Source organism: Solicola gregarius (assembly GCF_025790165.1).
Classification (GTDB): domain Bacteria; phylum Actinomycetota; class Actinomycetes; order Propionibacteriales; family Nocardioidaceae; genus Solicola; species Solicola gregarius.
On the sequence record NZ_CP094970.1, the window covers coordinates 1,930,142 to 1,953,258 of the forward strand.

Annotated in this window: 28 protein-coding genes and 1 pseudogene; 14 read left to right on the forward strand and 15 right to left on the reverse strand. The window is 68.5% G+C overall.

Going from position 1 to position 23,117, the window contains the following annotated elements:
* Positions 1 to 124 precede the first annotated feature (124 nt).
* Complete coding sequence (locus L0C25_RS09540) at positions 125 to 322, forward strand: MerR family transcriptional regulator (protein ID WP_271636255.1); 198 nt, start codon at positions 125 to 127, stop codon at positions 320 to 322.
* 102 nt (positions 323 to 424) lie between these two features.
* Positions 425 to 1,303, forward strand: coding sequence for a proline dehydrogenase family protein (locus L0C25_RS09545; protein WP_271636257.1), 879 nt, complete (start codon positions 425 to 427; stop codon positions 1,301 to 1,303).
* Positions 1,304 to 1,325: 22 nt separating this feature from the next.
* On the opposite strand, the gene L0C25_RS09550 is transcribed toward L0C25_RS09545, so the two are convergent.
* The 4 genes from L0C25_RS09550 to L0C25_RS09565 all read right to left on the reverse strand — a co-directional run bounded on the left by L0C25_RS09550 (position 1,326) and on the right by L0C25_RS09565 (position 4,648).
* Positions 1,326 to 1,439: a methionine/alanine import family NSS transporter small subunit gene (locus tag L0C25_RS09550; protein ID WP_271636258.1), complete on the reverse strand. Its 114-nt coding sequence runs from the start codon at positions 1,437 to 1,439 to the stop codon at positions 1,326 to 1,328.
* Positions 1,436 to 3,007: a sodium-dependent transporter gene (locus tag L0C25_RS09555; RefSeq protein WP_271636259.1), complete on the reverse strand. Its 1,572-nt coding sequence runs from the start codon at positions 3,005 to 3,007 to the stop codon at positions 1,436 to 1,438. The genes L0C25_RS09550 and L0C25_RS09555 overlap by 4 nt, the downstream gene beginning before the upstream one ends.
* 228 nt (positions 3,008 to 3,235) lie before the next feature.
* A complete protein-coding gene (locus tag L0C25_RS09560; protein ID WP_271636260.1) occupies positions 3,236 to 3,742 on the reverse strand; it encodes a DoxX family protein in 507 nt (168 codons plus the stop codon).
* Between the two features lie 267 nt (positions 3,743 to 4,009).
* The gene (locus tag L0C25_RS09565) at positions 4,010 to 4,648 is read right to left on the reverse strand and encodes a CG0192-related protein (protein WP_271636261.1); all 639 of its coding nucleotides are present in this window, start codon (positions 4,646 to 4,648) and stop codon (positions 4,010 to 4,012) included.
* A 93-nt stretch (positions 4,649 to 4,741) separates the two neighbouring features.
* Here L0C25_RS09565 and L0C25_RS09570 point away from each other — a divergent pair, with 93 nt between their 5' ends.
* Both L0C25_RS09570 and L0C25_RS09575 read left to right on the forward strand, forming a co-directional pair.
* Positions 4,742 to 5,251 (forward strand): CAP domain-containing protein, encoded by a 510-nt coding sequence (locus L0C25_RS09570; protein WP_271636262.1) that lies wholly within the window; start codon positions 4,742 to 4,744, stop codon positions 5,249 to 5,251.
* Positions 5,252 to 5,299: 48 nt separating this feature from the next.
* On the forward strand, positions 5,300 to 6,334 hold the full coding sequence (locus tag L0C25_RS09575) for a lysylphosphatidylglycerol synthase domain-containing protein (protein WP_271636263.1): 1,035 nt from the start codon (positions 5,300 to 5,302) through the stop codon (positions 6,332 to 6,334).
* Positions 6,335 to 6,347: 13 nt separating this feature from the next.
* On the opposite strand, the gene L0C25_RS09580 is transcribed toward L0C25_RS09575, so the two are convergent.
* On the reverse strand, positions 6,348 to 6,749 hold the full coding sequence (locus L0C25_RS09580; RefSeq protein ID WP_271636264.1) for a DoxX family membrane protein: 402 nt from the start codon (positions 6,747 to 6,749) through the stop codon (positions 6,348 to 6,350).
* Positions 6,750 to 6,864: 115 nt separating this feature from the next.
* Here L0C25_RS09580 and L0C25_RS09585 point away from each other — a divergent pair, with 115 nt between their 5' ends.
* From L0C25_RS09585 to L0C25_RS09595, 3 genes are all read left to right on the forward strand, one after another.
* Positions 6,865 to 7,191: an ArsR/SmtB family transcription factor gene (locus tag L0C25_RS09585; protein ID WP_271636265.1), complete on the forward strand. Its 327-nt coding sequence runs from the start codon at positions 6,865 to 6,867 to the stop codon at positions 7,189 to 7,191.
* Positions 7,188 to 7,673: an SRPBCC family protein gene (locus L0C25_RS09590; RefSeq protein WP_271636266.1), complete on the forward strand. Its 486-nt coding sequence runs from the start codon at positions 7,188 to 7,190 to the stop codon at positions 7,671 to 7,673. The genes L0C25_RS09585 and L0C25_RS09590 overlap by 4 nt, the downstream gene beginning before the upstream one ends.
* A 110-nt stretch (positions 7,674 to 7,783) precedes the next feature.
* Positions 7,784 to 8,380 (forward strand): PadR family transcriptional regulator, encoded by a 597-nt coding sequence (locus L0C25_RS09595; RefSeq protein ID WP_271636267.1) that lies wholly within the window; start codon positions 7,784 to 7,786, stop codon positions 8,378 to 8,380.
* Here the strand turns inward: L0C25_RS09595 and L0C25_RS09600 are convergent.
* Together L0C25_RS09600 and L0C25_RS09605 are read right to left on the reverse strand one after the other, a co-directional pair.
* A complete protein-coding gene (locus L0C25_RS09600) occupies positions 8,377 to 8,985 on the reverse strand; it encodes a class I SAM-dependent methyltransferase (protein WP_271636268.1) in 609 nt (202 codons plus the stop codon). The two genes, L0C25_RS09595 and L0C25_RS09600, sit on opposite strands and share 4 nt — an antisense overlap.
* Positions 8,986 to 9,418: 433 nt before the next feature.
* Positions 9,419 to 9,814 carry a RidA family protein gene (locus L0C25_RS09605; RefSeq protein WP_271636813.1) on the reverse strand — a complete coding sequence of 132 codons (396 nt, stop codon included), beginning with the start codon at positions 9,812 to 9,814 and terminating at the stop codon, positions 9,419 to 9,421.
* A 136-nt stretch (positions 9,815 to 9,950) separates the two neighbouring features.
* On the opposite strand from L0C25_RS09605, the pseudogene L0C25_RS09610 reads away from it, so the two are divergent.
* Positions 9,951 to 10,061 (forward strand): annotated as a pseudogene (locus tag L0C25_RS09610) (HTH domain-containing protein); the annotation flags it as partial.
* Between the two features lie 403 nt (positions 10,062 to 10,464).
* Complete coding sequence (locus L0C25_RS09615) at positions 10,465 to 10,914, forward strand: helix-turn-helix transcriptional regulator (RefSeq protein WP_271636269.1); 450 nt, start codon at positions 10,465 to 10,467, stop codon at positions 10,912 to 10,914.
* 27 nt (positions 10,915 to 10,941) lie between these two features.
* Here L0C25_RS09615 and L0C25_RS09620 read toward each other — a convergent pair whose 3' ends face one another.
* The 7 genes from L0C25_RS09620 to L0C25_RS09650 all read right to left on the reverse strand — a co-directional run bounded on the left by L0C25_RS09620 (position 10,942) and on the right by L0C25_RS09650 (position 17,103).
* Entirely contained in the window at positions 10,942 to 11,316 is a 375-nt protein-coding gene (locus L0C25_RS09620; RefSeq protein WP_271636270.1) for a DUF4345 domain-containing protein, read from the reverse strand.
* 101 nt (positions 11,317 to 11,417) lie between these two features.
* Positions 11,418 to 11,816 carry a DUF6069 family protein gene (locus tag L0C25_RS09625; protein WP_271636271.1) on the reverse strand — a complete coding sequence of 133 codons (399 nt, stop codon included), beginning with the start codon at positions 11,814 to 11,816 and terminating at the stop codon, positions 11,418 to 11,420.
* A gap of 5 nt (positions 11,817 to 11,821) precedes the next feature.
* A complete protein-coding gene (locus L0C25_RS09630) occupies positions 11,822 to 12,820 on the reverse strand; it encodes an RNA polymerase subunit sigma-70 (protein WP_271636272.1) in 999 nt (332 codons plus the stop codon).
* 175 nt (positions 12,821 to 12,995) lie between these two features.
* Entirely contained in the window at positions 12,996 to 13,580 is a 585-nt protein-coding gene (locus L0C25_RS09635; RefSeq protein WP_271636274.1) for a GNAT family N-acetyltransferase, read from the reverse strand.
* A 144-nt stretch (positions 13,581 to 13,724) separates the two neighbouring features.
* Positions 13,725 to 14,408, reverse strand: coding sequence for a DUF998 domain-containing protein (locus L0C25_RS09640; RefSeq protein ID WP_271636275.1), 684 nt, complete (start codon positions 14,406 to 14,408; stop codon positions 13,725 to 13,727).
* 257 nt (positions 14,409 to 14,665) lie between these two features.
* Entirely contained in the window at positions 14,666 to 16,030 is a 1,365-nt protein-coding gene (dnaB, locus tag L0C25_RS09645) for a replicative DNA helicase (RefSeq protein ID WP_271636814.1), read from the reverse strand.
* A 542-nt stretch (positions 16,031 to 16,572) separates the two neighbouring features.
* Complete coding sequence (locus L0C25_RS09650) at positions 16,573 to 17,103, reverse strand: GbsR/MarR family transcriptional regulator (protein WP_271636276.1); 531 nt, start codon at positions 17,101 to 17,103, stop codon at positions 16,573 to 16,575.
* A 90-nt stretch (positions 17,104 to 17,193) separates the two neighbouring features.
* Between L0C25_RS09650 and L0C25_RS09655 the strand changes: the two genes are divergently transcribed.
* The 5 genes from L0C25_RS09655 to L0C25_RS09675 all read left to right on the forward strand — a co-directional run bounded on the left by L0C25_RS09655 (position 17,194) and on the right by L0C25_RS09675 (position 22,423).
* Positions 17,194 to 18,105, forward strand: coding sequence for an ABC transporter ATP-binding protein (locus L0C25_RS09655; protein ID WP_271636277.1), 912 nt, complete (start codon positions 17,194 to 17,196; stop codon positions 18,103 to 18,105).
* Positions 18,102 to 19,727, forward strand: a complete 1,626-nt coding sequence (locus L0C25_RS09660) for an ABC transporter permease (protein WP_271636278.1) — start codon at positions 18,102 to 18,104, stop codon at positions 19,725 to 19,727. Before L0C25_RS09655 ends, L0C25_RS09660 begins: the two co-directional genes overlap by 4 nt.
* 68 nt (positions 19,728 to 19,795) lie before the next feature.
* Positions 19,796 to 20,143 (forward strand): antibiotic biosynthesis monooxygenase family protein, encoded by a 348-nt coding sequence (locus L0C25_RS09665; RefSeq protein ID WP_271636279.1) that lies wholly within the window; start codon positions 19,796 to 19,798, stop codon positions 20,141 to 20,143.
* 49 nt (positions 20,144 to 20,192) lie between these two features.
* Positions 20,193 to 21,074, forward strand: a complete 882-nt coding sequence (locus tag L0C25_RS09670; RefSeq protein ID WP_271636281.1) for a phosphotransferase family protein — start codon at positions 20,193 to 20,195, stop codon at positions 21,072 to 21,074.
* 32 nt (positions 21,075 to 21,106) lie between these two features.
* The gene (locus L0C25_RS09675; protein WP_333908580.1) at positions 21,107 to 22,423 is read left to right on the forward strand and encodes an MATE family efflux transporter; all 1,317 of its coding nucleotides are present in this window, start codon (positions 21,107 to 21,109) and stop codon (positions 22,421 to 22,423) included.
* Here L0C25_RS09675 and L0C25_RS09680 read toward each other — a convergent pair.
* The gene (locus L0C25_RS09680; protein WP_271636282.1) at positions 22,404 to 23,114 is read right to left on the reverse strand and encodes a gamma-glutamyl-gamma-aminobutyrate hydrolase family protein; all 711 of its coding nucleotides are present in this window, start codon (positions 23,112 to 23,114) and stop codon (positions 22,404 to 22,406) included. The genes L0C25_RS09675 and L0C25_RS09680 overlap by 20 nt on opposite strands.
* Positions 23,115 to 23,117: the final 3 nt, after the last annotated feature.

Here is a 23,117-nt window from a genome sequence, read left to right on the forward strand (position 1 = left end):
GTTGGCTGACGGGTTCTACCAACCATTCTCATCGGTCCCGGTGACAGACTCGCTCGCCGTGCGAGCGCGTACGCCGGAGCGCGGACGATACCCTGGCGCAGGGAGGTAGAACGTGAAGGACTGGATGACGACAGAGGAGGCCGCCGCGGCGGTGGGCATCAAGGCGGACACACTCCGCCACTACGCCCGCAGCGGCCACGCCCCTCAGCCCGAGCACTTCGGCCGAATGCTGATGTGGAACCGCAAGGTCATGGAGGACTGGCAGGCCCACCGGCCCGGGCGCGGCGCGCGCACCGACCTGACGGCAGAGGACGACCAGTAGCACGCGGCGAGCGCTGCCCGCCCGGCAGCTGACCCCGACAGTCGTGCCGGTCGGCCGATCGGCGACGGTCGACCGGCACGAGCGCCCTGGCACCATGTGCGTATGCCACTCGACCGCACCGTACTGTTCCGCCTCGCCACCAGTTCCCGCTTCGAGACCGCGGTACGCTCCGTGCCGCCGACGGCTGCTCGGGCCAGGCGGGCCGCCGCTCGTTATGTCGCGGGCACGTCGTACGCGGACGCGCGCCGCGCTGCCGAAGAACTCACGGCCATCGGCGTTGCGTCGACGATCGACCAGTTCGGCGAGCTGGTCGACGACCGGCAACGCGCACGGCAGGTCGCCGACGACTACCTCGCACTGGCCCGAGACGTCGGGTCGTTGCCGGAGTCCGCATGGCTGGCGATCGACCTCTCCCACCTGGGCCTCGACGTCGACGCGGCTACCTGCGCGGACGACCTGATGGCAATCGCCGCCGCCCTGCCGGCAGGCCGACGGATCCAGGTCGGCGCCGAGGACTGGGAGCGTGCGGACGCGGTCCTGGAGTGCGTACTCGCCGCTGCCGAGCGTGGGTACGCCGACCGGCTGAGTGCAACCGTGCAAGCGAATCTGCGACGGTCGAGCACCGATCTCGAGCGGTTCGTCGACGCCGGCGTCCACATCCGGCTGGTCAAGGGCGCGTACGTCGAGCCGCTCGAGCGTGCGTGGCCGTACGGTGAGCAGACCGACATCGCATTCGTCCGACTCGCGCACCGCCTCGCCGAGCGCGGCGCGGCCTTCACGCTCGCCACCCATGACGGCGTGATCCGCGAGGCGCTGCTCGCCGCACTCGGACCGGTGCAGGTCGAGCAGCTGTTCGGCGTACGCCCCGAGGTCGCCGAAGAACTCGTCGGGCGCGGTATCCCGGTGCGGGTGTACGTGCCGTTCGGCGATCAGTGGTTCCGATACTGGATGCGCCGGGTCGCGGAGTCGCGCGGCGCGTGATGCGCCGCGCGCCCCGTTGACTTCACGCGCCGCGCCGCCGGCGGTCGGACAGGTTGAGGGCCACCAGCGCGGCCACCAGGCCGCCCCAGATGATCAGCATGGCGACGATCATCATCGCGATCGCGGATCCGCTCATCGGACGTCCTCCTCGGGCTGGTCGATGGGTGCTTCCTCGGGTACCTCGAGCGACGTCTGCCGTCGCCACGGAATCAGCGCCGCCAGCAAGCCGACGACGATGACGCCGCCGGCGACTCCCCAGCCGAGCGTGTTGACCATCCAGTCGGGATAGGCACCCTCGCCGTACGTGGTCTCGATGTTCTTCCGGAACTGGTCGACCAGAACCCAGATCAGCGCGGCCGGCGTGATCACCGAGACGAGCGCCCGCCAGACCCACCCGAGCTTCAGCGAGCCGTTGCGGTTGAGGTGCGCGGCGAGCGCGGGCACTACGCGGAATGCCCAGGCCAAGGCCAGCATGCTCACGACCGCGACCAGCAGGATGCCGAACTGGTTGATGAAGTTGTCGATGATGTCGAGCGAGTACAGGCTCGTCGTCGTGCTGAACAACAGCACGCTCGCGATCGCGGCCGGTACGCCCACCACGAGCACGGCCGCGATCCGAGGGAGCTCGAACTTGTCTCGTACGGAGGCGATGACGACCTCGATCACCGAGATCAACGACGTGATGCCGGCGATGACGAGCGAGACGAAGAACAGCACGCCCAGCACCGCGCCCGCGGGCGCCTCGTTGATGATCGTCGGGAACGCGATGAACGCGAGCCCGATGCCCCCGCCTTGAGCGGCCTCACCCGGATCGCCGCCCGTCGAGGAGGCGATGAACCCCAGGGCCGCGAAGACACCGATGCCGGCGAGCAGCTCGAAGCCGGAGTTCGCGAAACCGACGACGAGGCCGGAGCCGGTCATGTTCTCGCGCCGGTCGACGTACGCGGAATAGGTGATCATGATGCCGAAGCCGACCGACAACGAGAAGAAGATCTGCCCGTACGCGGCGATCCACACGTCGGTGTTGCTCAACGCGTCCCAGTCGGGGGTGAAGAGTGCGTTGAGGCCGTCCCCGGCACCGTCGAGGAACAGCGCCTGCACGACGAGTGCGACGAAGGCGACCACCAGGATCGGGATGAAGATGACGGAGAGCATCCCGATGCCCTTCTGCACACCCATCGCCATGATCACCAGCAGGACGACCCAGACGATGACGAGCGGAATCAACAGACCGTTGACGAAGTCCAGCGAGATCCCCGGATCGCCGCCCTCGAGGAAGTCGACACTGAAGTACGTCGCCGGGTCGTCACCCCACGACTTGTCGAAGGAGAAGATCGCGTACACCGACGCCCAGCCGATGATGGCCGCGTAGTAGATGGCGATGACGAAGCAGATCGCGACCTGCCACCAGCCGAGCGGTTCACCCTTGCGGCTGATCCGGGCGAACGACAGCGGAGCCGAGCCGCGGTTGCGGTGGCCCATGCCGTAGTCGAGCATCAGGAACGGCAGACCGGCGGTCAACAGCGCCACGATGTACGGGATCATGAACGCGCCGCCACCGTTGTCGTACGCGACGTACGGGAAGCGCCAGATGTTGCCGAGCCCGACCGCCGAGCCGATCGCCGCGAGGATGAACACCCGACGACTCGAGAAGGCGCCGCGCTTCTTCTCCTCGGCCGGCATCCCGTCTGTGTCCGTGACCATGGACCTTCCTTCCGTACGAAACGTGCGGCCGGAACCGTACCTCCCCGCCGACGCCGAGTCGTTGGCCGGTCGATGTCCGAGACGAACCCGCCGTTCAGCTACGATCCTGTGCCTTCATTGTCGGACAGTCCAGTACATCGCGCACGGCGAGGCGGTCGCCCTGACCGACCAGCACCCGACCTCAGCAGAGCGCTGACCTGGTCGGCTACCAGGTCAGCGCTCGCACTGTCATGAGTCGCGGCGCAGGCGCCCACCGAGCGCGTACGCTCCGACGACAAGCCCGCCGGCTGCGAGCACGATGTCCTTGAAGACGTACTGGGCCGTCAGCGTCGGCCCGTCCCCGAGGAGATCGCCCGGGAACAGGACAAGCGGCGACATGATGCCGACGAGCGCCCCGGCGAGCACGATCAGGCCGACCCGCAGGAAGCGACCGGTCGTCAGCGTGAGTCCGATGACGGTCTCGGTGACGGCAGTCAGCAGCAGCGCTGCCGAACCCGAGATCACTCCGAACGTCAGCTTGTCGATCGTTGCGATGGAGAGATCCTCTGCGGGGCTCACACCCGGAAAGAACTTCAGTACGCCGAAGGCCAGGAACGTTATGCCGAGACTGACCCGCAGGGCGGTGATGCTGTGCGCGTTGAGCCACTCCGAGGCCCGCATGACGACGGTGTCGATGGGGCGACGGCGATCGGTCGGTTCGTGCCGATGGGGCCTGTCGAGAACTGCGTGCGACATGATCTGTACTCCCGTTTCCCTTGTGTGGTTGGCGGTTACAGACTTGTCGAAATCGGCGGTCAGGGAATCCGGCAGGCGGGGGCAATGCCCGTGCGTCTGCTGGGGTAGCGCTGCGCGTGCCGAGTACGTCCAGGTGGGTCAGCGCGTCGCGGGGCGTACGCCAACCGGCGTACGCCCCGTGAGCCGCACGCTGATGTGGGACACACCGGTGTGTCGTCGCGCGAACGTGCGGCCCACGGTGCGCTGGGGCCTTCGCAGCTCGCGAGGTCAGCTGAACCGGGCGGTCGCCAGCAGGGCCGGATCGGACTGGCCGGCCCACGTGCCGGTGAGACGGGCACCGTCGGGCGTCGCCGCGGGATCGATCACCCGCTGGACTCGCAGCTCGACCGTCGGCGTGCGGCACACCGTCACGGTCTCTGCCGTGGTGGCCGTCAGGGCGTCGGCCGAGAGGTCGCTCGGGGCGTCGCCGTCCCCGCCGGTGCCGGCGACCACGGCGGTGGGTTCGCGCGGCTCGCCTTGACCTTCGACCTCGAGGTACTCGACGGCCTGGGTACGCCGGCCGAGGATCGTCTCGGCGAGCGCCGTCACGTACACCGGGTCACCGCATGCGTCGTACACCCAACGCCGGCCGAGCACCGAGTGCTCCATCGTGTCGATGAGATGGGCGTCGGCGCCGGGGAGCGGTGCACCGCGATAGGTCAGGGGCACATGGAGCACGGGCCCGTCGCCCGCGCGTACGAGATGCGACTCGATGCCCACCTCGCCGGCGGGGTCGTCGAACCGGTACGCGCCGACGGCACGGAGCTCGGTATCGGTCTCGGCGGCGTACCAGGGCTGGTCCGGCAGCCAGCCGGCGAGGAGCTCGATCTTGGTTGGACGAATCTGTGCACGATGAATGGTGGCCACGGTCCGAGCGTAGGCGGATGCATGCAGGGCTCGCCATCGCACCGCCCGGTCGCCTACCTTGGACGATCCGTCCTTCCACCTCGTGAGGTCACCATGAGATCCCGCATCCTCCCCACCATCGCCGGTGCCGCGCTCGTCGCAAGCGTCGCGGTCGCCGGCCCGACCGCGGCCGCACCGACTCCGACCGGATCGGCCACCGCGTCGGCCGCTGCAGACTCGAGAACGAGCCAGGCACGCGAGAAGCGGTACGAGCGCAAGGTCCGCGTCTACACGAACAAGGCGCGCAAGCGGCACGATCGCAGGCCCCTCCACGGCGCGAAGTGCCTCGACCGCTTCGCCAACCGCTGGGCCCGCAAGATGGCGCGGCGCCAGGAGCTCGTTCACCAGGACCTCGGCCGGATCCTGCGCAGGTGCAAGCTGAGCATGGCCGGCGAGAACATCGCGTACGGCTACCCGAGCGGCAAGGCCGTCGTACGCGGGTGGATGCACTCCGAGGGCCACCGGGCGAACATCCTCAACCGCCGCTACCGGCTGCTCGGCGTCGGCGTTGCACGCGACGACGACGGCCGGGCCTGGGCGTCACAGGTCTTCGGCCGCCGCTGACGTAGCGCGAGGCGAGCGTGCGGCGCCGGTCTCGGCTAGCGTTCGTTCATGGCCGAGAGCGCGGACAAACCGCGATGGCGACGTTGGCTGCGCTGGTTGGTGTTGCTCGTACTCGCCCTCGTGTGCGCCCGGATCATCGTCGGGCTCGTCGGATCCATCGACTGGGGAACGGTACGCGAGGCGCTCGGTCACCTCGCGCTGTGGCAGTTGCCCGTGCTGGTGCTCGCCGTGTTCTTCCGGCAGGTCTTCAACGCGGCCCCGCTCGCGATCTTCATCCCGGGGCTCGGCCTGCCGCGAGCGGTGGTCAACGACCAGGCGTCCATCCTGATGTGCACGATCGCGCCACCGCCGTCGGACCTGGTGATCCGGGTGACGATGTTCAAGTCGTGGGGCGTCGAGGTGTCGCGTGCGCTCGCCGGCGTCGTGATGAACACCGTGTCGTTCTACATCACCCGTTGGTACGCGCCGGTGATCGGATTCGTGCTCGTGCTCTACGACCGGTTCGACCAGACCTTCGGCTGGGCGGCCCTGGTCGGCGGCCTCTCCGCCGCCGCACTGCTGGTCGTCGTACGCGTCATCGCGAGCGGAGAGCAGGCGGCGCGCTGGGTGGGCAGCGCCGCCGGCCGGATCGTGCGGCGGGTGCGTTCGGCCGTCGACCCGGATGCCTGGGCGGATGCGGTCTCTCGCTTCCGCGGCCACGTGCGGTCCAAGCTTCGTACCGGACTGCCCCGCAGCCTGCTCGCGCTCCTGGTGATGATGGTCTGCGACGCGTTCGTGCTGGTGCTTGCGATCCGTTTCGTCGACGTATCGGGCGGAGCGCTTCCAACGGTCGAGATCGTGGCGGCGTACATGGTGACGTATCCGCTGACGATGTTCCCGGTGTTCGGTATCGGCATCCTCGACGCCGCGGCGCTGGCGATCATGGTCGGCTATGCCGGAGTGTCGTACGAGTCGTACCTGATCGCCGCGCTGGTGGTCTGGCGCATCGTCACGATCGGTACGCCGCTTGCGCTCGGTGCGATCGCGCTGCTGCTCTGGCGCCGGATGCGCCCGGTCGGTGAGGCGCTGAGCGAAAGCGGCTGAGGTACGAAGGTCGTCAGCGATCGGCGCGGTCGAGCACCGAGAACGCGAGACCACCGATCATGGCGAGGTTCTTCTGGAACTGCACTCGCTGTTGCTTGCGCTGAATGGGATCCTCGATCGCCCAGAATGCGTGTCCGGCAAGCGTTGTCGGCACCAGCGAGGCAAGGATCGCGAGCGCGGATGCGCGTGGCAGTACGCCGGCGGCCAGCAGCACACCGCCGGCCGCTTGAGCGGCGCCGTTTGCTCGTACGACGAGCTCGTCGTCGACGGGCAGGGGCGCGACCCTGCGGAGTCGCGCGAGTGTCGGCGCGGCCTGGTCGACGCGAACGCCTGGGGCGCGAGCGGCGTCGAAGCCGAGCACCGCGTACGTCGATCCGGTCAGTACGCGTGCCGCGATGCGCAGCGGGTTCGCCATCGGGAGGAGCCTTCCGTCCGTGCTGGTTGTGTGGCGCACCGATCGTACCGATGGCGAGAATCCGGAGTACGCGCGCACCTTGCATCGTCAATGCGTAAGTACTAACTTACGCATTATGAGCGTTTCGACCGCCGAGGTGTGGACCGCGATGGGCGACACCACGCGGCGCGAGATCCTGGCCAGGCTGTCCACACAGCCGCGGTCGGTGACCGAGCTCGCGGCGGAGCTGCCGGTCAGCCGGCCGGCCGTGTCCCAGCACCTCCGCGTGCTCAAGGACGCCGGCCTCGTGCGCCTTCACCGGACGGGCCGCCAGCACATCTACGAGGCGAGGCCCGAGGCGCTGAACGCACTCAAGGCCGAGCTCGAGGCGTTCTGGCGGCAGTCGCTGGCGACGTTCAAGCAGATCGCAGAAGCAGACGACAGGACAGGGGATCGACCATGACCGAGACCACCGACAGCACCGCAGTACGCCTCGACATCGAGGTCGACGTACCGCGGAAGCGAGCGTTCCAGGTCTTCACCGAGCAGTTCGACCGCATCAAGCCACGCGAGCACAACCTGCTCGCGGTCGACATCGCCGAAACGGTCTTCGAGACGCGGGTCGGCGGGCAGGTGTACGACCGCGGCGTCGACGGCAGCGAATGCCGCTGGGCCGACGTGCTGGCGTACGAACCCCCGCAGCGGTTCGTGATCGGGTGGCTGATCAGTCCGCAGTGGCAGCTCGAGACCGACCCCGGCCGCAGGAGCGAGGTCGAGGTGAACTTCACCGAGATCGCACCGAGCCGCACCCGCGTCGACCTGGTGCACCGCCACCTGGAGCGACATGGCGCCGGCTGGGAGTCCGCACACTCCGCACTCGAGTCCGGCGGTGGATGGCCGCTCTACCTGCAGCGGTACCTCGACGTGGTGACCGAAGAGTGGTGACCGAAGAGGGGTGACCGAAGAGGGGTGACCGCACCGCGCCACGGTCGGGTGGGGGTTTGCGTTTGTGACAGTAACGATATATCGTTACTGTCATACGAAAGGAGGACGTCATGAATACGTCCAGAACTCCCCGAGACGGGGAACGCAGAGAACGTTCGCGCGGACCGCGCGGACACCACGGTCGGACACGAAGCGGCGAATCACCGTTCGGCGCCGATCAGCCGAGGCGCGGGCGACGCGGCGGACGCGGCCGAGCCCCTCGAGGCGACGTACGCGCCGCCGTACTCACGCTGCTTGCCGAGGAGCCGATGCACGGCTACCAGCTGATGCAGGCGATCGCCGACCGGAGCTCCGGTCGGTGGACACCGAGCCCGGGCGCCATCTACCCCACCCTCAACCAGCTCGAGGACGAAGGCCTCGTCGCCATCACCAAGGAGTCGGGGCGCAGGCTCGCCACCCTCACCGATTCGGGTCGCGAGCAGCTCGATGCTCACCAGGAGCAGTGGGCCGAACTCTGGTCCGCGTACGAGGGCGCCGATAACGGTGTCGATCTTCGCGAGCTCCTCGCCGAGTTGCACTCCGCCGCTCGACAGGTCGGTAAGACCGGTACGGACACCCAGCGCGCCGCTGCGGCCGAAGTCCTGAAGGACGCGCGTCGCACGCTGTACCTGCTGCTGGCCGACGAAGAGTCGGACTCAGCACACTAGCTGCGCACCCGTCGCGCGCGCAGCACCAGATCGTTGACGAAGTGCGCGCTCACCTCGGGCGTATCGACCCGTGGTCGCGCCTCGTTGACCTCGATCTCCCACTCAACGTCGAGCAGCTCGGCCACGTCGGCCGGTGTGAAGTAGTCGCGTGGATCGGGGCCGTCCCAGTCGTGGTCGTGATCGTCGGCGTCGAAGCCGGACAGATCGTGGCCGACGTACAGCAAGATGCCGCCCGCCGCGACCGAGTCGATCAGCCCGCGGGCCGCTTCCGGGTTGTTCTTGGGCAGCGGGAAGTACAGCGCCGACACCAGGTCGAAGGTACGCGGTGATGGTGGCTCCGCTGCCAGATCACCATGTACCCAGGCGATGTCGGCACCGTTCGCCCGCTCGGCAGCGCGCTCGAGCGCCACCCGAGAGATGTCCGTGGCTGTCACCCGCCAGCCGGCGGCCGCCAGCCACAGCGCGTCGCCGCCTTCGCCACAGCCGACATCGAGGGCCTGCCCCGGCCGCAGCCCGGACGCCTCGACGGTGAGCGCGCCGTTCGGCCGACCGCTCCAGACGGCTTCGTGCTCGCCGTACCGCGCGTCCCAAAACTCCTGGTTCATCACGCCAGTGTGCCTGGTCCGGGTCCGTACGCTCGGGCGGGCGGCGTCGGGCTCGTACCGCCGACGTCGACGGGGCGGAGAAATACAAGAAGCCTTGTGCAGTTCGCGGTCGGCCCGGCTCTCGGACTCGGCGTGGCATTTGCGCGTACAGCAGAAGCATTGGTCACCGCCGGCCCTGCTGTCGGCGGTGTTCGTACAAACCGTCGCACCGACATTCCTCGGCAGGGTCGCGTCCATCCAGCGCCTCGGAGACGATGCGCTCATGCCCGCGGCGATGGTCGGCTTCGGGGTCCTCGCGGGCGGTGCCTCACTCGCGACGGCGTTCGGCGTCCTCGGCGGCGCGATGACCACCCTGATGCTCCTCAGCGCGACCGGTCGACGGTGGCGAGCTCCCGAGGAGACAGCCGGCGCGAGTAGCGACACTGCGGTCGCGTCACCCGACGGCGGTCCCCTCGAGCTCGACCTCGAGGCCGGGGACTGCCAGCCGCGTCACCCCGAGCATCGTGGTGCTCGGTGCCACCCCGGCGGCGCCCAACCGTGACGCCAGCACGCCGTAGTGCTCGAAGAGCCGGTCGACGTCGGTCGTGAAGACATTGAGCCGGACGAGGTTCGCGAGGGACATGTCCGCCTCGCCGAGCACGGCCTCCAGGTTGTCGAGGCTAAGTGCCAACTGGGCCGCCAGGTCGCCGGCATGCTGGGGCGTACCGGCACCGCTCATCGCTGTCTGCCCGGAGCAATACAGGGTTCGGGTGTGCCCGGAGACGATCTCACCCTGGTTGTACCCCAGCTCCACCGACCACGTCCACGGATTGACCGCCGTCCGCTCCATTGTCACATCAGCCCCATTCGATTCGTCGACAGTACGTACGTCCCGCGGCTCGGCAGCCACTATCTTTGACGTCGTGATGACCAGCCTCCCAACGAATCACGACATCCTGTGTCGGGTATTCCGGTAGAGGTTTCGGATGCGCGCCGACCGGCTGGTTTCGCTGGTGCTACTCCTGCGCCGGCGCGGTCGTCTGTCCGCGGGCACGTTGGCCCGCGAGCTGGAGGTGTCCACCCGCACCGTCCTGCGCGACATCGAAGCGCTGTCGTCCGCCGGCGTCCCGGTGTACGCCGAGCGCGGCCGGCACGGCGGGTTCGAGCTGTTGCCCGGCTTCCAGACCGAGCTGACCGGCCTGAACCACGACGAGGCGCTCGCCCTCGTGGTTGCCGGATCACGACGAGGCGCTCAGGCATTCGGTCTCGGCTCGGCGCTCGCCTCGGCCATGCGCAAGGTTGTCGACGCGCTACCCGAGGGCTATCGGGCCACCGCGACCGGCGCGGCCGAGCGACTGCTGATCGACCCGGATACCGACCTCCTGTCGCGCCGGCTGGTCGCGGAGGAGGTACCCGACGCCGTCGTGACCGAGATCCGTCGCCGGACACAAGCTGCGCATCCATTACGCGGCCGCGGGGCAGCGCCCGAAGTGGCGCACGGTGGACCCGATCGGCCTGGTGACGGTTCGCAACCAGGGCTACTTGTTGGCCACGAGGTCGGGCGCGGACCGCACGTACAGGCTGTCCCGAGTCCTGGCCGCCGAGGAGCTCCCCGAGCTCGCACAGCGACCAGACCGGGTCAACCTGGACCGCGCCTGGCAAGAACGCAGTGCGAACTTTCGTACCGGCGGCGACCAGGTCACCGTGGAGGTACGCGTGGACCCGGCACGGCGGGACGAGCTGGTTGGTACCGCCCTGGCAGTGTGCGCCGAAGAAACCCATACGGCTGGCTGGCTGCGGCTGGAGCTGACCTTCCAGGACTCACGACACGCCGAGTGGGCGCTATGGCACCTCGCCACGAATGCCGAGGCCCTGGCCCCGCAGTGGTTACGCGACTCGCTGCACGATCGCGCAGCCGCGATCGCCATCTCCTATGGAGCATCATCCTGAGCGTTGTCGGACCTCCCTCGACAACGATCAGTGAGCCGAGCGCTCGCGCCTGCCCAATACCTCCACCACGACCGGAGCGGCGAGCTCCACGGCGAGCAGCAGGTCGTGGAAGCGGTGCGGCCTACCCAAGGTGGCGCGCGTCGCGACGCGTCCGAGGCCCCCGACGGCCATGAGACCGGCGAGGACCCGCATCCGTCCCAGGTCCGGCTCGCTGTCCGCCGCGGCGTCGAGCCAGGCCAAGCCGTACCCGGCGAAGACGGGACCCATGAAGCGAACGTGTGAGTCCACCGTCGCGTCGCCGGTCATGCCGGGCTCCCCGCGCACCCCGCCGACGAGCTGGATGCCCCCGATCGCCATGCAGGTCCATCCGGTCACTCGGCCAAGGGTGCTCAGCGCCGTCATGGGGCCATCTTGGCAGGTCTCGCCCCGTTGATGGCAACCTCCCGACGTCCTCGCCATCCCCGGTTGTCGGTGAGCACGACCTCGTCAGGGTGGCTGCCCCGTCAATCGGACCGGGTGCGGAGGCTCCGCGTCAGGGTGGGGATCATCACCGTCGCAGCAACGAGGTGGAGGCCGAGGAGGGCGGTGATGGTGGCGGTGTCTGCCTCGGAGAGGACCGGCGGCACGAACGAGATCGCGGTCAGCGCCACTGCCGTCCACACGAATCGCTCGGCGGGGCGAGCGCTCCAACGAAGAATACCGGTGGCAATGACCACGCCCACGAGAGAGAAGGCGCCGGTCACCACGGCGAACCCGGACAACGGGATCGTCTCGCCACCGTGGGGGATCTCGAAGCCGACGCCGACGGCTTGGGCAACCGCAGCGGCCAGGGTGGTGGCTGCGGGTTCCGCAATCCGCGGACGCGGGTACCGCGGGGCCAGAACCCGGCCCCGCGTCCGCACCGTGACTACTCGGTGTCGTCCGCCGGCAGACGCTCCGGCAGCCCGAGCCGCGGGAACTGGTCGTCGTGGAACGTGACGATCTCGGTGATCGCTCCGCCGGTGATGCGCAGGACATCGATGGTGAGCGGCAGGTAGGCGCCTTCCGGCTTCCGCCACATGTAGAACGCGACGGCGGGCTGCCGGTTCACGGCGGTGGGGACGGCGCGCAGGTGCAACATGTCCTCGAAGCCGCTCTCGACCCAGTCGTTCACCACTGCGTCGCGGCCGACGTACAGGCCCGGCGTGGGCGGCATCGAGCAGCGGACGTCGTCGCGCAACAGTGCGGCGAGCCCGTCGATGTCCGTGGCGAGGCTGGCGTCGGTGTACCGGCGCACCAGCTCGCGCGTACCGGTGTCCTCCTCGCCGCCGGTCCAGTCCTGCCGTTCGGCGGGCAGGTGCTCCCGCACGCCGGCGCGGGCCCGCTGCAGCGCACTGTTCACGGAGTTGACCGAGTCACCGAGGAACTCCGCGACGTCCTTCGCCGGCCAGCCGACCACGTCCCGCAGGATCAGCACGGCCCGCGGGCGCGGTGCGAGGTGCTGCACCGCGATGAGGTACGCCAGCTCGACCGTCTCCCGCGCGATAGCGACGGCCTCGGGTTCGTCCGCGACGTCCGCGGCCAGCTCGTCGAGCAGCGGGTCCGGGTAGGGCTGCAGCCACCGGACCTCGCCGCCGGTCGCGGGCTCCGGGCGGCGCTTGGCGAGCAGGTCCAGGCAGGCGTTGGTGGCGATCCGGTAAAGCCAGGCCCGAAACGTCGACCGACCCTCGAAGGTCTCCCGCCGCCGCCAGGCGCGGAGGAACGTCTCCTGCACGGTGTCCTCAGCGTCCTGGAACGACCCGAGCATCCGGTAGCAGTGCACGTGCAGCTCTCGCCTGTGCCGCTCCGCCAGCCCCGAGAACGCCGACTCGTCGACCTTGCCCAGATCGCTCACGCCGAGCTCCTCCCGCCGCGTGTCTGCACTCATCAGATCATCCTTCCGTCTCGTCGTGTCCCGTCGTACGTGTGACGGCTACGGGCGCGACAACTCATCACTCGGGTCCGTCGGCGTTGCCGATCGAGGGACGAACCCGCGCCGCCAGGCCCGTCTGCGCGCAGAAGGGGACGGTTCAGTCGCCGTCCACGTCAACGTTCGGAGGGGATCAGTCGAGCCGGTAGACGTGTTCAACGACATCCGCGGCAGGGCCGTCGGCCCACGACGTCTCTTCACCGATCTTCACGAAGCCGTTCCGTTCGAGCACCCTGCGCGATCCAATGTTGTGCTCCGCAGCACGTGCGTACAACGGCTTTCGGGGCTCGCCCAGGATGCAGAGTCGCAGGGCTTCGGAGGCGATGCCGCGCCCCCATCGCGAAGGATCGACCCAGTAGGTCACCTCACGGTCACCCGCCATGGTGAAGCTCGCGATCATGCCGACAAGCGCGCCGTCCTCGTCGATAGCCCGCGTCGTGTTCTCCGGGTTGGACCGCACGTGCTGGTAGTGAGCGTCGAACGCCGCCCGGTCCGTGGGGTCGGGACGGGTGAAGGCCGCCATGCTGGCCGCCGCAGGATCACTCTCCCATCGGAAGAGATCGCCGAGATCGCCGTCATTGAGCGCGCGAAGAGTGATCGTCACAACAATCGAACCTAGGGGACGGGACCGACAATCCGTGCCCACCGCAGGCGGATCGGTCGGGCCGCCGAGCGTGCTGTCGAGATGCAGCGAACATAGCTGAACGCCGCGCGTCAACTTCGATGAAACGGCGCTACTTGCACCTGAGTCGTCACGTACCTTCTCCCACCGCGACCTACCCAGCGCGCTGCGAAGAGTGGAAGCGTCACTCAACGACCTGGATCGCGATCGCTCCACTCGAGCGAGCCGACCGAGTGAGCTTCACCGTGCCCGTCTTCTCCAGCGATCCTCAGCAGTCGATACGACACCGGCGCCAGCCAGGCAAACCACACGGTGAGCCCGACACGACTCGCGAGACCGCCGCCCGAGACCTCCATCCCGGTGAGGATCGTCCCCCCCGATGATCCCCGCGACCGATGCGAACCCAGCGACCAGCGTGGGCGTACGCAGGTTCTGCCAGTGCTCGGACTTCTTGAAGGCGCGCGCCAAGGCGAACACCGCCACAAACATCGCGGGCACCGTGATGAGCGACTCGATCTGGTGCGCGGTGGCATGCCATGAGGTCCCGCCGGCGCTGCAACCGGCATCGATGGCGCGACAGTCCAGGCGGAACCACCCATCGAAGAACACGCCCACTCCCGCGACAGCAAGGGCGGTCACTCCGACCTTTCCTGCCGTCCCGGAGCTGCCCGCTCTCCAGAGACCGCAGGCGAGGGCCGCTACGAGGAGGCCCGTCAGATTCGCCCCGATCTGGTTATAGATCCAAGCCTGGTCGGCGGTGAGCGCACCGAGATCACTCACCTGGTCATCCAAGAGGCTGTAGGAATCCGGCTGGGCGACACCACCGGCGACCCACCCGACCAAGAACGTGATCGGCGCGAGCAGGCCTCCCAGCGCACACCAGCGAAGCAGCACATTCCGTCTGCGGCGATCAATGCTTGGCACCGTGTCTCCTCGATCAGTGGGAGGCGGGAGAAGGACTTGTGCGGCCACCCGCCACAAACGATCCTCTTCCCCGGGCGTCCGCTGGTATCGGGAATGACCCCGATTAGGCCCCGAAGCCGACATGAGGGGCGGGTCCGGTGGTCACCGATCTTCGGGGAGAGCGGGCGCGCGTCGAGTCGCCACACGCCGACCTCCTTGACGTCGCGGGACGCAGGCGGCGGCAGAAACGGTGGTCGGCTGCATCTCGACAAACGTCGTCAGAAGCCCTGGGTCATGTCGACGAAGCAGGAGTAGTGGCCCTGGAACGCGACGGTGACGTCGCGGATCGGGCCGGCGCGGTGCTTGGCGACGATGAAGTCGGCCTCGCCGGCGCGCTCGTGCTCCTTCTCGTACATATCCGGTCGGTGCAGCAACAGGACCATGTCGGCGTCCTGCTCGATCGAGCCGGACTCGCGGAGGTCCGAGAGCATCGGGCGCTTCTCCGTACGCTGCTCGGGGCCGCGGTTGAGCTGGCTGATCGCGACGATCGGGATCTCCAGCTCCTTGGCGAGCAGCTTGATCTGCCGGGAGAACTCCGACACCTCGACCTGACGCGACTCGACTCGTTTGCCCGAGGTCATCAGCTGCAGGTAGTCGATCACGATCAGCTTCAGGTCATGGCGCTGTTTGAGGCGGCGCGCCTTGGCGCGGATCTCCATCATCGTCATGTTCGGCGAGTCGTCGATGAACAGCGGAGCCTCGGACACCTCGCCCATCTTGCGGGCCAGCTTGCCCCAGGCGACGTCGTTCATCTTGCCCGTACGCATCTCGTGCAGCGACACCCGCGCCTCGGCCGAGAGCAGCCGCATCGTGATCTCGATGCGGCTCATCTCGAGGCTGAAGATCGCGCTCGTCAGGCCGTTCTTGATCGACGCCGCCCGACAGAGGTCGAGACCGAGCGTCGACTTGCCCGCACCGGGACGAGCGGCGACCACGATCATCTGGCCCGGATGGAGCCCGTTGGTCAGGTCATCGAGGTCAACAAACCCCGTCGGTACGCCGGCCATCGAGCCGTCGCGACTCGCGATCGCGTCGATCTCGTCGATGGCGGCGTCCATGATCGCCGAGAGCGGCGCGTAGTCCTCGCTCGTCCGCTGCTCGGTGACCTGATAGATCTCGGCCTGCGCCCGGTCGACGATGTCGTCGACGTCGCCCTGGCCGGCGTAGCCCATCTGCGCGACCTTCGTACCGGCACCGATCAGTCGCCGAAGCACCGCCTTCTCCCGCACGATGCCCGCGTAGTAACTTGCGTTGGCCGCGATCGGCACGCCCGCGACGAGGGTGTGCAGGTACGGCGCGCCGCCCACCTTGCCGAGCTCGCCCTGGCGCTGCAGCTCCGCGGAGATGGTGACGGCGTCGGCGGGCTCGCCGCGGCTGTAGAGGTCGATGACCGCGTCGAAGATGACCTCGTGCGCCGGCCGGTAGAAGTCACCACCGCGGATCGTCTCGACACAATCGGCGATCGCATCCTTACTCAACAACATCGCGCCGAGCACACTCTGCTCGGCGTTGTTGTCCTGCGGCGGAGTGCGGTCGAGCTGCGAACCGTAGCCGGCGTCGTAGTCACCGGGCGGCTCCGACAACGCCGCCTCACGACCGTGGAACTCCGCAACGCTCACCCGAGAGCCACCCTCCGCCGACACCTGTCGAATAGTTGTGCACGATCCGCCGCGACCGCCGCCGAGACGCCCGCGTGTTCGAACGATTCGAACGGTACGCACCGACACCGACAGAGTCCGTGCGTACGCGCCGTCGACCGCTCGAACCGATGCCGCCTTCCGGTAACCGCTCGGCAACAATAGGGACCCATTCGCCGACCGCATAGCCGAGTATCCACAGGGGGTGTGGACAACCGCGGGCTGGCGGTGGGAAACGCCGGTACAGCATGTGCACAGGCTGTTCATATCCCTGTGGAGAAACGTGGAAGGCGTACCTAAATATGCATCTTGACCTGCGGAAACTTCGTGCACCCGGTGTGGAGCAATGATTGTCCCGCGCGTTTCGCGCGAGCGTTTCGATGGTGAGTAAACATGTCGACAAACGGTCGGCAGAACGGCGATTCCCACCGATTTGGCGTCTGCCTGTGGATGACACCGTTGTGTGACGCATGTCTCACGCCGGACATTTACCGGTCACCCACAGTGCGCTGCCCGCCGTGCGCGGCGCGGTATGCGTGCCAACGCGCGAGTACGTCCTGCTGATCCTCTTGCATGAACTCGAAGAACAACACGCCGTCTGCCAGCCGCCGGCCACCTGGGCGATCGGCTCCCAGCACCTCGACGGCTCGGCCGAACGCGTCGGACCACCGCCCGAGGACGGGAGCCCGCTGCGCGATCATCGCGCCGAAGACATCCTCGTCGAACACGCGGTAATGGTCACGGCGATCGCCGGGCAGGCGCTGCTTCGCGAGGAGTCCGACGTTGACGAGATAGCGAACCGCACCCGAGATCGCCGCCGGGCTTACCCGAAGCCCTTCGGACAGCTCACCCGCCGTGTAGATCTCCGCGTCGTCGGCAAGGACGTACGCGAAGACCCGTGCCGGCATCCGCGGCAGCCCCGACTCCGTCATGACCATCGCGAGGTGCTCGACGACCTCGAGCAGCGTCGCGCGCTCGTCGTCTGTGAGCGCCGTCGCCGGTGGGGCATCGTCCGCCACGGTGCCTCCCTCATTTCGTGAACCAATGCGGCTCAGATCATACACTTTTGTTAGTTCACACATATGTGAAATCTGTGTACTGTGACCGCTATGGCACACGCAATCGACATTGCCGGTCTGGTCAAGACCTTCGGCGCAACGCGTGCCCTCGACGAGCTCGACCTCCAGGTCGACACGGGCGAGGTGCATGGCTTCCTCGGACCCAACGGCGCGGGCAAGTCGACCACGATCCGCGTCCTCCTCGGGTTGCTGCGCGCGGACTCCGGACAGGTACGCCTGCTCGACTCCGACCCGTGGCACGACGCCGCGGCACTGCACCGTCACCTCGCGTACGTCCCCGGCGACGTCAACCTGTGGCCGAACCTCTCGGGCGGCGAGGTGATCGACCTCCTCGGCCGACTGCGCGGCGGGCTCAACGAGAAGCGGCGCGCCGACCTACTCGACCGTTTCGAGCTCGATCCGACGAAGAAGGGGCGCACGTACTCGAAAGGCAACCGGCAGAAGGTGGCTCTGGTCGCGGCACTGTCATCCGATGTCGACCTGCTCATCCTGGACGAACCGACCTCGGGTCTCGACCCGCTGATGGAGTCGGTCTTCCAGGAATGCATCGACGAGGCCAAGGACGGCGGGCGGACCGTACTGCTCTCCAGCCACATCCTCGCCGAGGTCGAGGCGTTGTGTGACCGGGTCAGCATCATCCGCGCCGGACGTACCGTCGAGACCGGCACGCTCGCCGAGATGCGCCACCTGACGCGTACCTCCGTCGCCGCGGAGACGGCACGACCCCCGCACGGCATCGACGACCTGCCCGGCATCCACGACGCGGTCGTCGAGGGCACCCGCGCACACTTCGAGGTCGACACGGCACAGCTCGACACCGCGATCAAACGGCTCGGAGAGTTCGAGATCCGCTCCTTGACCAGTCAGCCGCCAACGCTCGAGGAGCTGTTCATGCGGCACTACGGCGACGAGGTCGAGGCCGAGCCGGAGGCCGCGCAGTGAGTACGCTCACCGACGCCCGACCGAGCACTTCGAAGCCGACCAACGGACTCACCGGCACCTGGACGTTCATCCGGTTCTACCTCCGCCGTGACCGGATCGCCCTGCTGGCATGGACGATCGGCCTGTACATCCTCTACGTCACGCAGGCAGTGAGCACCGACGGCCTGTACAAGACGCAAGCGGAGTTCGAGGAAGCCGCCGCCACGATGGGCGACAACCCCGCGTTCATCGCAATGCTCGGCCCGCCGCAGGCGCTCGACACGCTGGGCGGCAACGTCGCCTGGCAGATCAGCGCGACCGGCGCGATCGCCGTCGGGCTGATGAGTATGTTCACGGTCGGCCGACACACCCGCGCCGAGGAGGAGAGCGGGCGCGACGAGATCGTGCGATCCGGAGTCGTGGGGCGGCATGCGACGTTCGCCGCCACCTCGATCGTCGCCGTTCTGGCCAACGTGATCGTCGGTATCGTGATCGCGGCCGGGCTCGCCGCGTACGGGCTCCCGACCGCGGGGTCCTGGGCACTCGGCCTGGGAACGGCCGCCGTCGGCATCGTCTTCACCGCGGTGGCACTGCTCGCCGCACAACTCACCGAGAGCGCCCGGGCGATGTACGGGATCGTCGGCGCGGTGATCGCCGTCGCGTACGTCGTTCGTGGCATCGGCGATGTCGGCGACGGCACCCTCTCCTGGCTCTCACCGATCGGGTGGATGCAGGGGATGCGCCCGTACGACAACGAGCGTTGGTGGCCGCTGTTGCTCTCGCTCGTCGTCGCCGCCGTGCTCGTCGGCGTCGCGCTTCGCCTGCTGGCCCGGCGAGACGTCGGCTCGGGCATCCTGCCGCCGCGCCCCGGCCCTGCCCGCGCGGGTGCCGGACTGCAGAGCGCGCTCGGACTCGCCTGGCGGCTACAGCGGGGTCCGTTCATCGGCTGGGCGATCGGCGTGTTCCTGGTCGGCATTGCCTATGGGTCGATCGGCACGGACGTCGAAGACATCATGGGCAGTGGCGGCGCCGCCGATGCGGTCGCCCAGGCGGGCGGCGACCTCACCGACTCGTTCTACGCGACGACGGCGCTGATGATGGCGGTGTTCGCCTCCGCGTACGCGATCCAGGGTGGGTTGCGGGCCCGGAGCGAGGAGCTCGCCGGACGCGCGGAGCCCTTGCTGGCAACACACCTCGACCGAGTTCGCTGGTTGTGGGGACACACCGTCGTCGTACTCGTGGGCTCGCTCGTCATCGTTGGCCTCGGAGGCTTCGGCACGGGCCTGATGTACGGCGTGATGGCCGATGACATGTCGCAGGTGCTCCGGCTGTTCGGCGCATCGCTCGCGCACGTTCCCGCGACCTGGGTCCTCGCGGGCTTCACCGTCGCGGTCTCGGGACTCGTACCGCGGTTCGCCATGGTGGCATGGGCCGCGCTCGCGTACTGCTTCATCGTGATGATGTTCGGCGAGATCCTGAACCTGCCCGACTGGCTGACCGCGATCTCCCCGTTCGACCACAGCCCGATGGTCCCGGTGGCCGACTTCGAGATCGGGCCCCCACTCGCGCTGACGCTGGTCGCCGCCGCGTTGCTCGCGGCGGGTACGTACGGATTGCGCCGCCGCGACATCCAGACCACCTGACGGTCGGGTCCGGTACGCCGCGCTCGCGGGGGTGGGGCGGCGTACCGGGCGGGTGCGAGACTTGACGCATGACCGACGAGGCCCCGGGAGTGGCGGCCACACCCCGGCCGCCGTACACGGCGGTGATCTTCACATCGACACGTACGCCGGACGAGAACGGATACGCGCCGATGGCGCAGCAAATGTACGACCGCGCGGCGAAGCAGCCGGGATACCTGGGCGTCGAGAGCGCCCGTGAGGACATCGGCATCACGGTCTCGTACTGGCGTGACGAGGAGTCCGCGCGCAACTGGAAGCAGGTCGCCGAGCATCTGGTCGCACAGCGGCGCGGGCGGGATGTCTGGTACAGCGACTACCGAGTACGCGTCGCCACCGTGCACCGTGACTACGGGCCGGACGAGTCCGAGCTCGGATGAAGCCGTCGGCCGCTCGAGGAGCGAGTGCCGACCGGCAGGAGCGCACACCGTGACCACCGACGTGCCGGAGCCTGCATCGCCCGATCCCGTACGTGCCTGGATCGCCACCGCCATGGGCGCCCCCGTCATCTCCATGACCAGGCTCGTTGGCGGTACGCACGCCGATACGTACGACGTCCGCACCGGACCACCCGCTCGCAACAGTGTGCTGCGGCGATATCCCGTTGGCGACGACGCCGCACTGCGTGAGCGACGCGTGCTGGCTGCGCTGGACGGACTCGACGGCCTGTGCCCCCGACTCATCGCCGGCGACGAGGACGGGACCGTCACCGGGAGCCCCACCACGTTGATCTCGCGGCTGCGCGGCGAGGCGGCTATCCCGTCCGACAACACGGCGGGATGGGCAAGGCAGCTCGGCCGCGCGCTCGCTCGCATCCACGCATCCAGACCGAAGAAGCCGCTCCCACTGGTTCGGAACAAGTCGGGCGGGCAGCCGCGGGCCGTCTCCGGTCCGGGTCGCGACATCGTCCTCGACCGGTGGGACGACCTGTACGCCGCTCCCGAGGTGCTCACCCACCACGACTTCTGGTCGGGCAACGTCGTCGCCGAGGCAGAGACCATAACGGGCGTGGTCGACTGGAACGGCGCGTGTCTCGGTCCGCCGTCCTTCGACCTCGGGTGGTGTCGGCTCGACCTCGTCCTCCTCTACGACGAGGCGGCGGCAGACGTCATGACCACCGCGTACGCCGATGCCCTCGATATGCAGACCCCTGACCCCTGGCTGGCCGACGTGTGGGCGACGGCACGTTCCCACGCTGACGTTCACACCTGGGCGTCGAACTACATCCCACTCGGACGAACAGATCTGACCCCGGACACCCTTCGGCGCCGACACGACGACTGGACCTCACGACTCCTCGCCCGCACGTGAGTCCGGTCGGTGCCGTGACCTAGATTGAGTCGGTGTTGCGAGTTTTCAACGCCGACGACCGGCAGATCCTCAAGCTCGCCATACCTGCGTTCGCGGCGCTGGTCTCGGAGCCGCTGTTCCTACTGGCTGACACGGCCATCGTCGGACACCTGGGCACGACACCACTGGCCGGTCTGGCCATCGCCGCGACCGTCCTACAGACCCTGATCGGCCTGTGCGTCTTCCTCGCGTACGGCACGACGGCGTCGGTCGGCCGGCGGATCGGCGCCGGAGACCTGCGCGGTGCAATGGACGTCGGCATCGCCGGGGGATGGCTCGCCCTGCTCGTCGGCGGCGCGATGGCGGTCGTCTGCGTCGCCGGCGCCGACGTGATCGTCGGTTGGTTCGGCGCTTCCGCAGGCGTCCACGAGCAGGGCGTCACGTACCTGCGCGTCGCCGCGTTCGGCCTGCCCGCGATGTTGCTGGTGTTTGCGACAACCGGCGTACTGCGCGGCATGCAGGACCTGCGTACGCCACTCGTCGTCGCCGTCGCCGCCAACATCGGCAACGTCGGACTCAACGTTCTGCTCGTTTACGGCTTCGACATGGGAATCGCGGGGTCCGCCCTCGGCACGACCCTTGCCCAATGGGGCTCCGCGGCGTACCTGACCTTCGTGATCATCCGTGCCGCGCGTCGCGAAGGGTCCGTCGTACGCCCGCACCGGGGCGCGATCGGGCAGTCCGCACGCTCCGGTGTCGCACTCATCGTGCGGACGCTCACCTTGCGAGCAACGTTCCTACTCGCCACCGCCGTGGCGACCACGATGGGCGACGCCTCGCTCGCGGCCCATCAGATCGCGCTCACCATCGTGTCCACGCTGGCGTTCGCGCTCGACGCGCTCGCCATCGCGGGGCAGGCGCTCACCGGGCGCGCGCTCGGGGCCGGAGATGTCACCACCACCAAGCGTCTGACCCGCCGGATGATGGGTTGGGGCTGGTGGGCCGGTGTGCTCGCCGCGGCCGGTCTGCTTGCACTGCACACAGTGCTGCCACCGTTGTTCAGCTCCGACCAGGCCGTGCAGGATGCGCTCGTGCCGGCGCTCGTCGTGGTCGCGCTGATCCAGCCGATCTCCGGCATCGTGTTCGTGCTCGACGGGGTACTGATCGGCGCCGGCGACGGCACGTACCTCGCCTGGGCAGGCATCGCGGTACTCGCGGCGTACGCACCCCTGGTGGGCGCGGTGTGGCTCACCGACGCCGGCCTGGCGTCGCTGTGGTGGGCGTACGGCGGGTTCATCCTCGCCCGGATGGTGACCCTGGTGCTGCGCGAACGCTCCGATGCGTGGCTGGTCACGGGCGCCGGCGCGTAGCCGACGCGTGCTCGACCAGCGCTTCGAACAGCCGCAGGTCGCTACCCGCCTCCGGGTGCCACTGGACCGCGAGGTGGAAGTCGTGGCCCGGCCGCTCCATCGCTTCGAGCATGCCGTCGTCTGCGCGCGCCGACACGTCGAAGCCGGGATGTTCGCGTACGGCCTGGTGATGATGGCATCTGACGGTCGTACGCTCGCCGAGGATGTTGTGCGCGAGGGTGCCGGGATGGGTGATCACCTCGACATCGCCGTAGCCGGCACCGCCCGGGGAGTGCGTCGTCGTCCCGAGATGGTCGGGTACGTGTTGGTCGAGCGAGCCACCTGCGCGTACGGCCATCACCTGCATGCCACGGCAGATGCCGAGCACCGGAATGCCCCGTTCGTCGGCAGCATCGAGCAGGGCGGTCTCCCAAGCGTCCCGGTCGGGCCGCACCCGCACGGTCTCGGTGTGCGGCGGCTGGCCGTACGTCGCGGGGTCGACGTCGGCCCCACCGGCGATGATCAGCGCGTCGATACGGTCGACGACCGCGGCGGCATGTGCGGGATCCTGAACGGGTAGCAGCATCGAGACGCCGCCCGAGCGCTCGACCGCGCTCGCGTACTCCGCGCACAGCAGGTCGGTGCGCTGGCTCCACACGCCGTACGTGGCGTCCTCTCGGTACGCAGAAAGCCCGACGATCGGTTCGCTCACGGA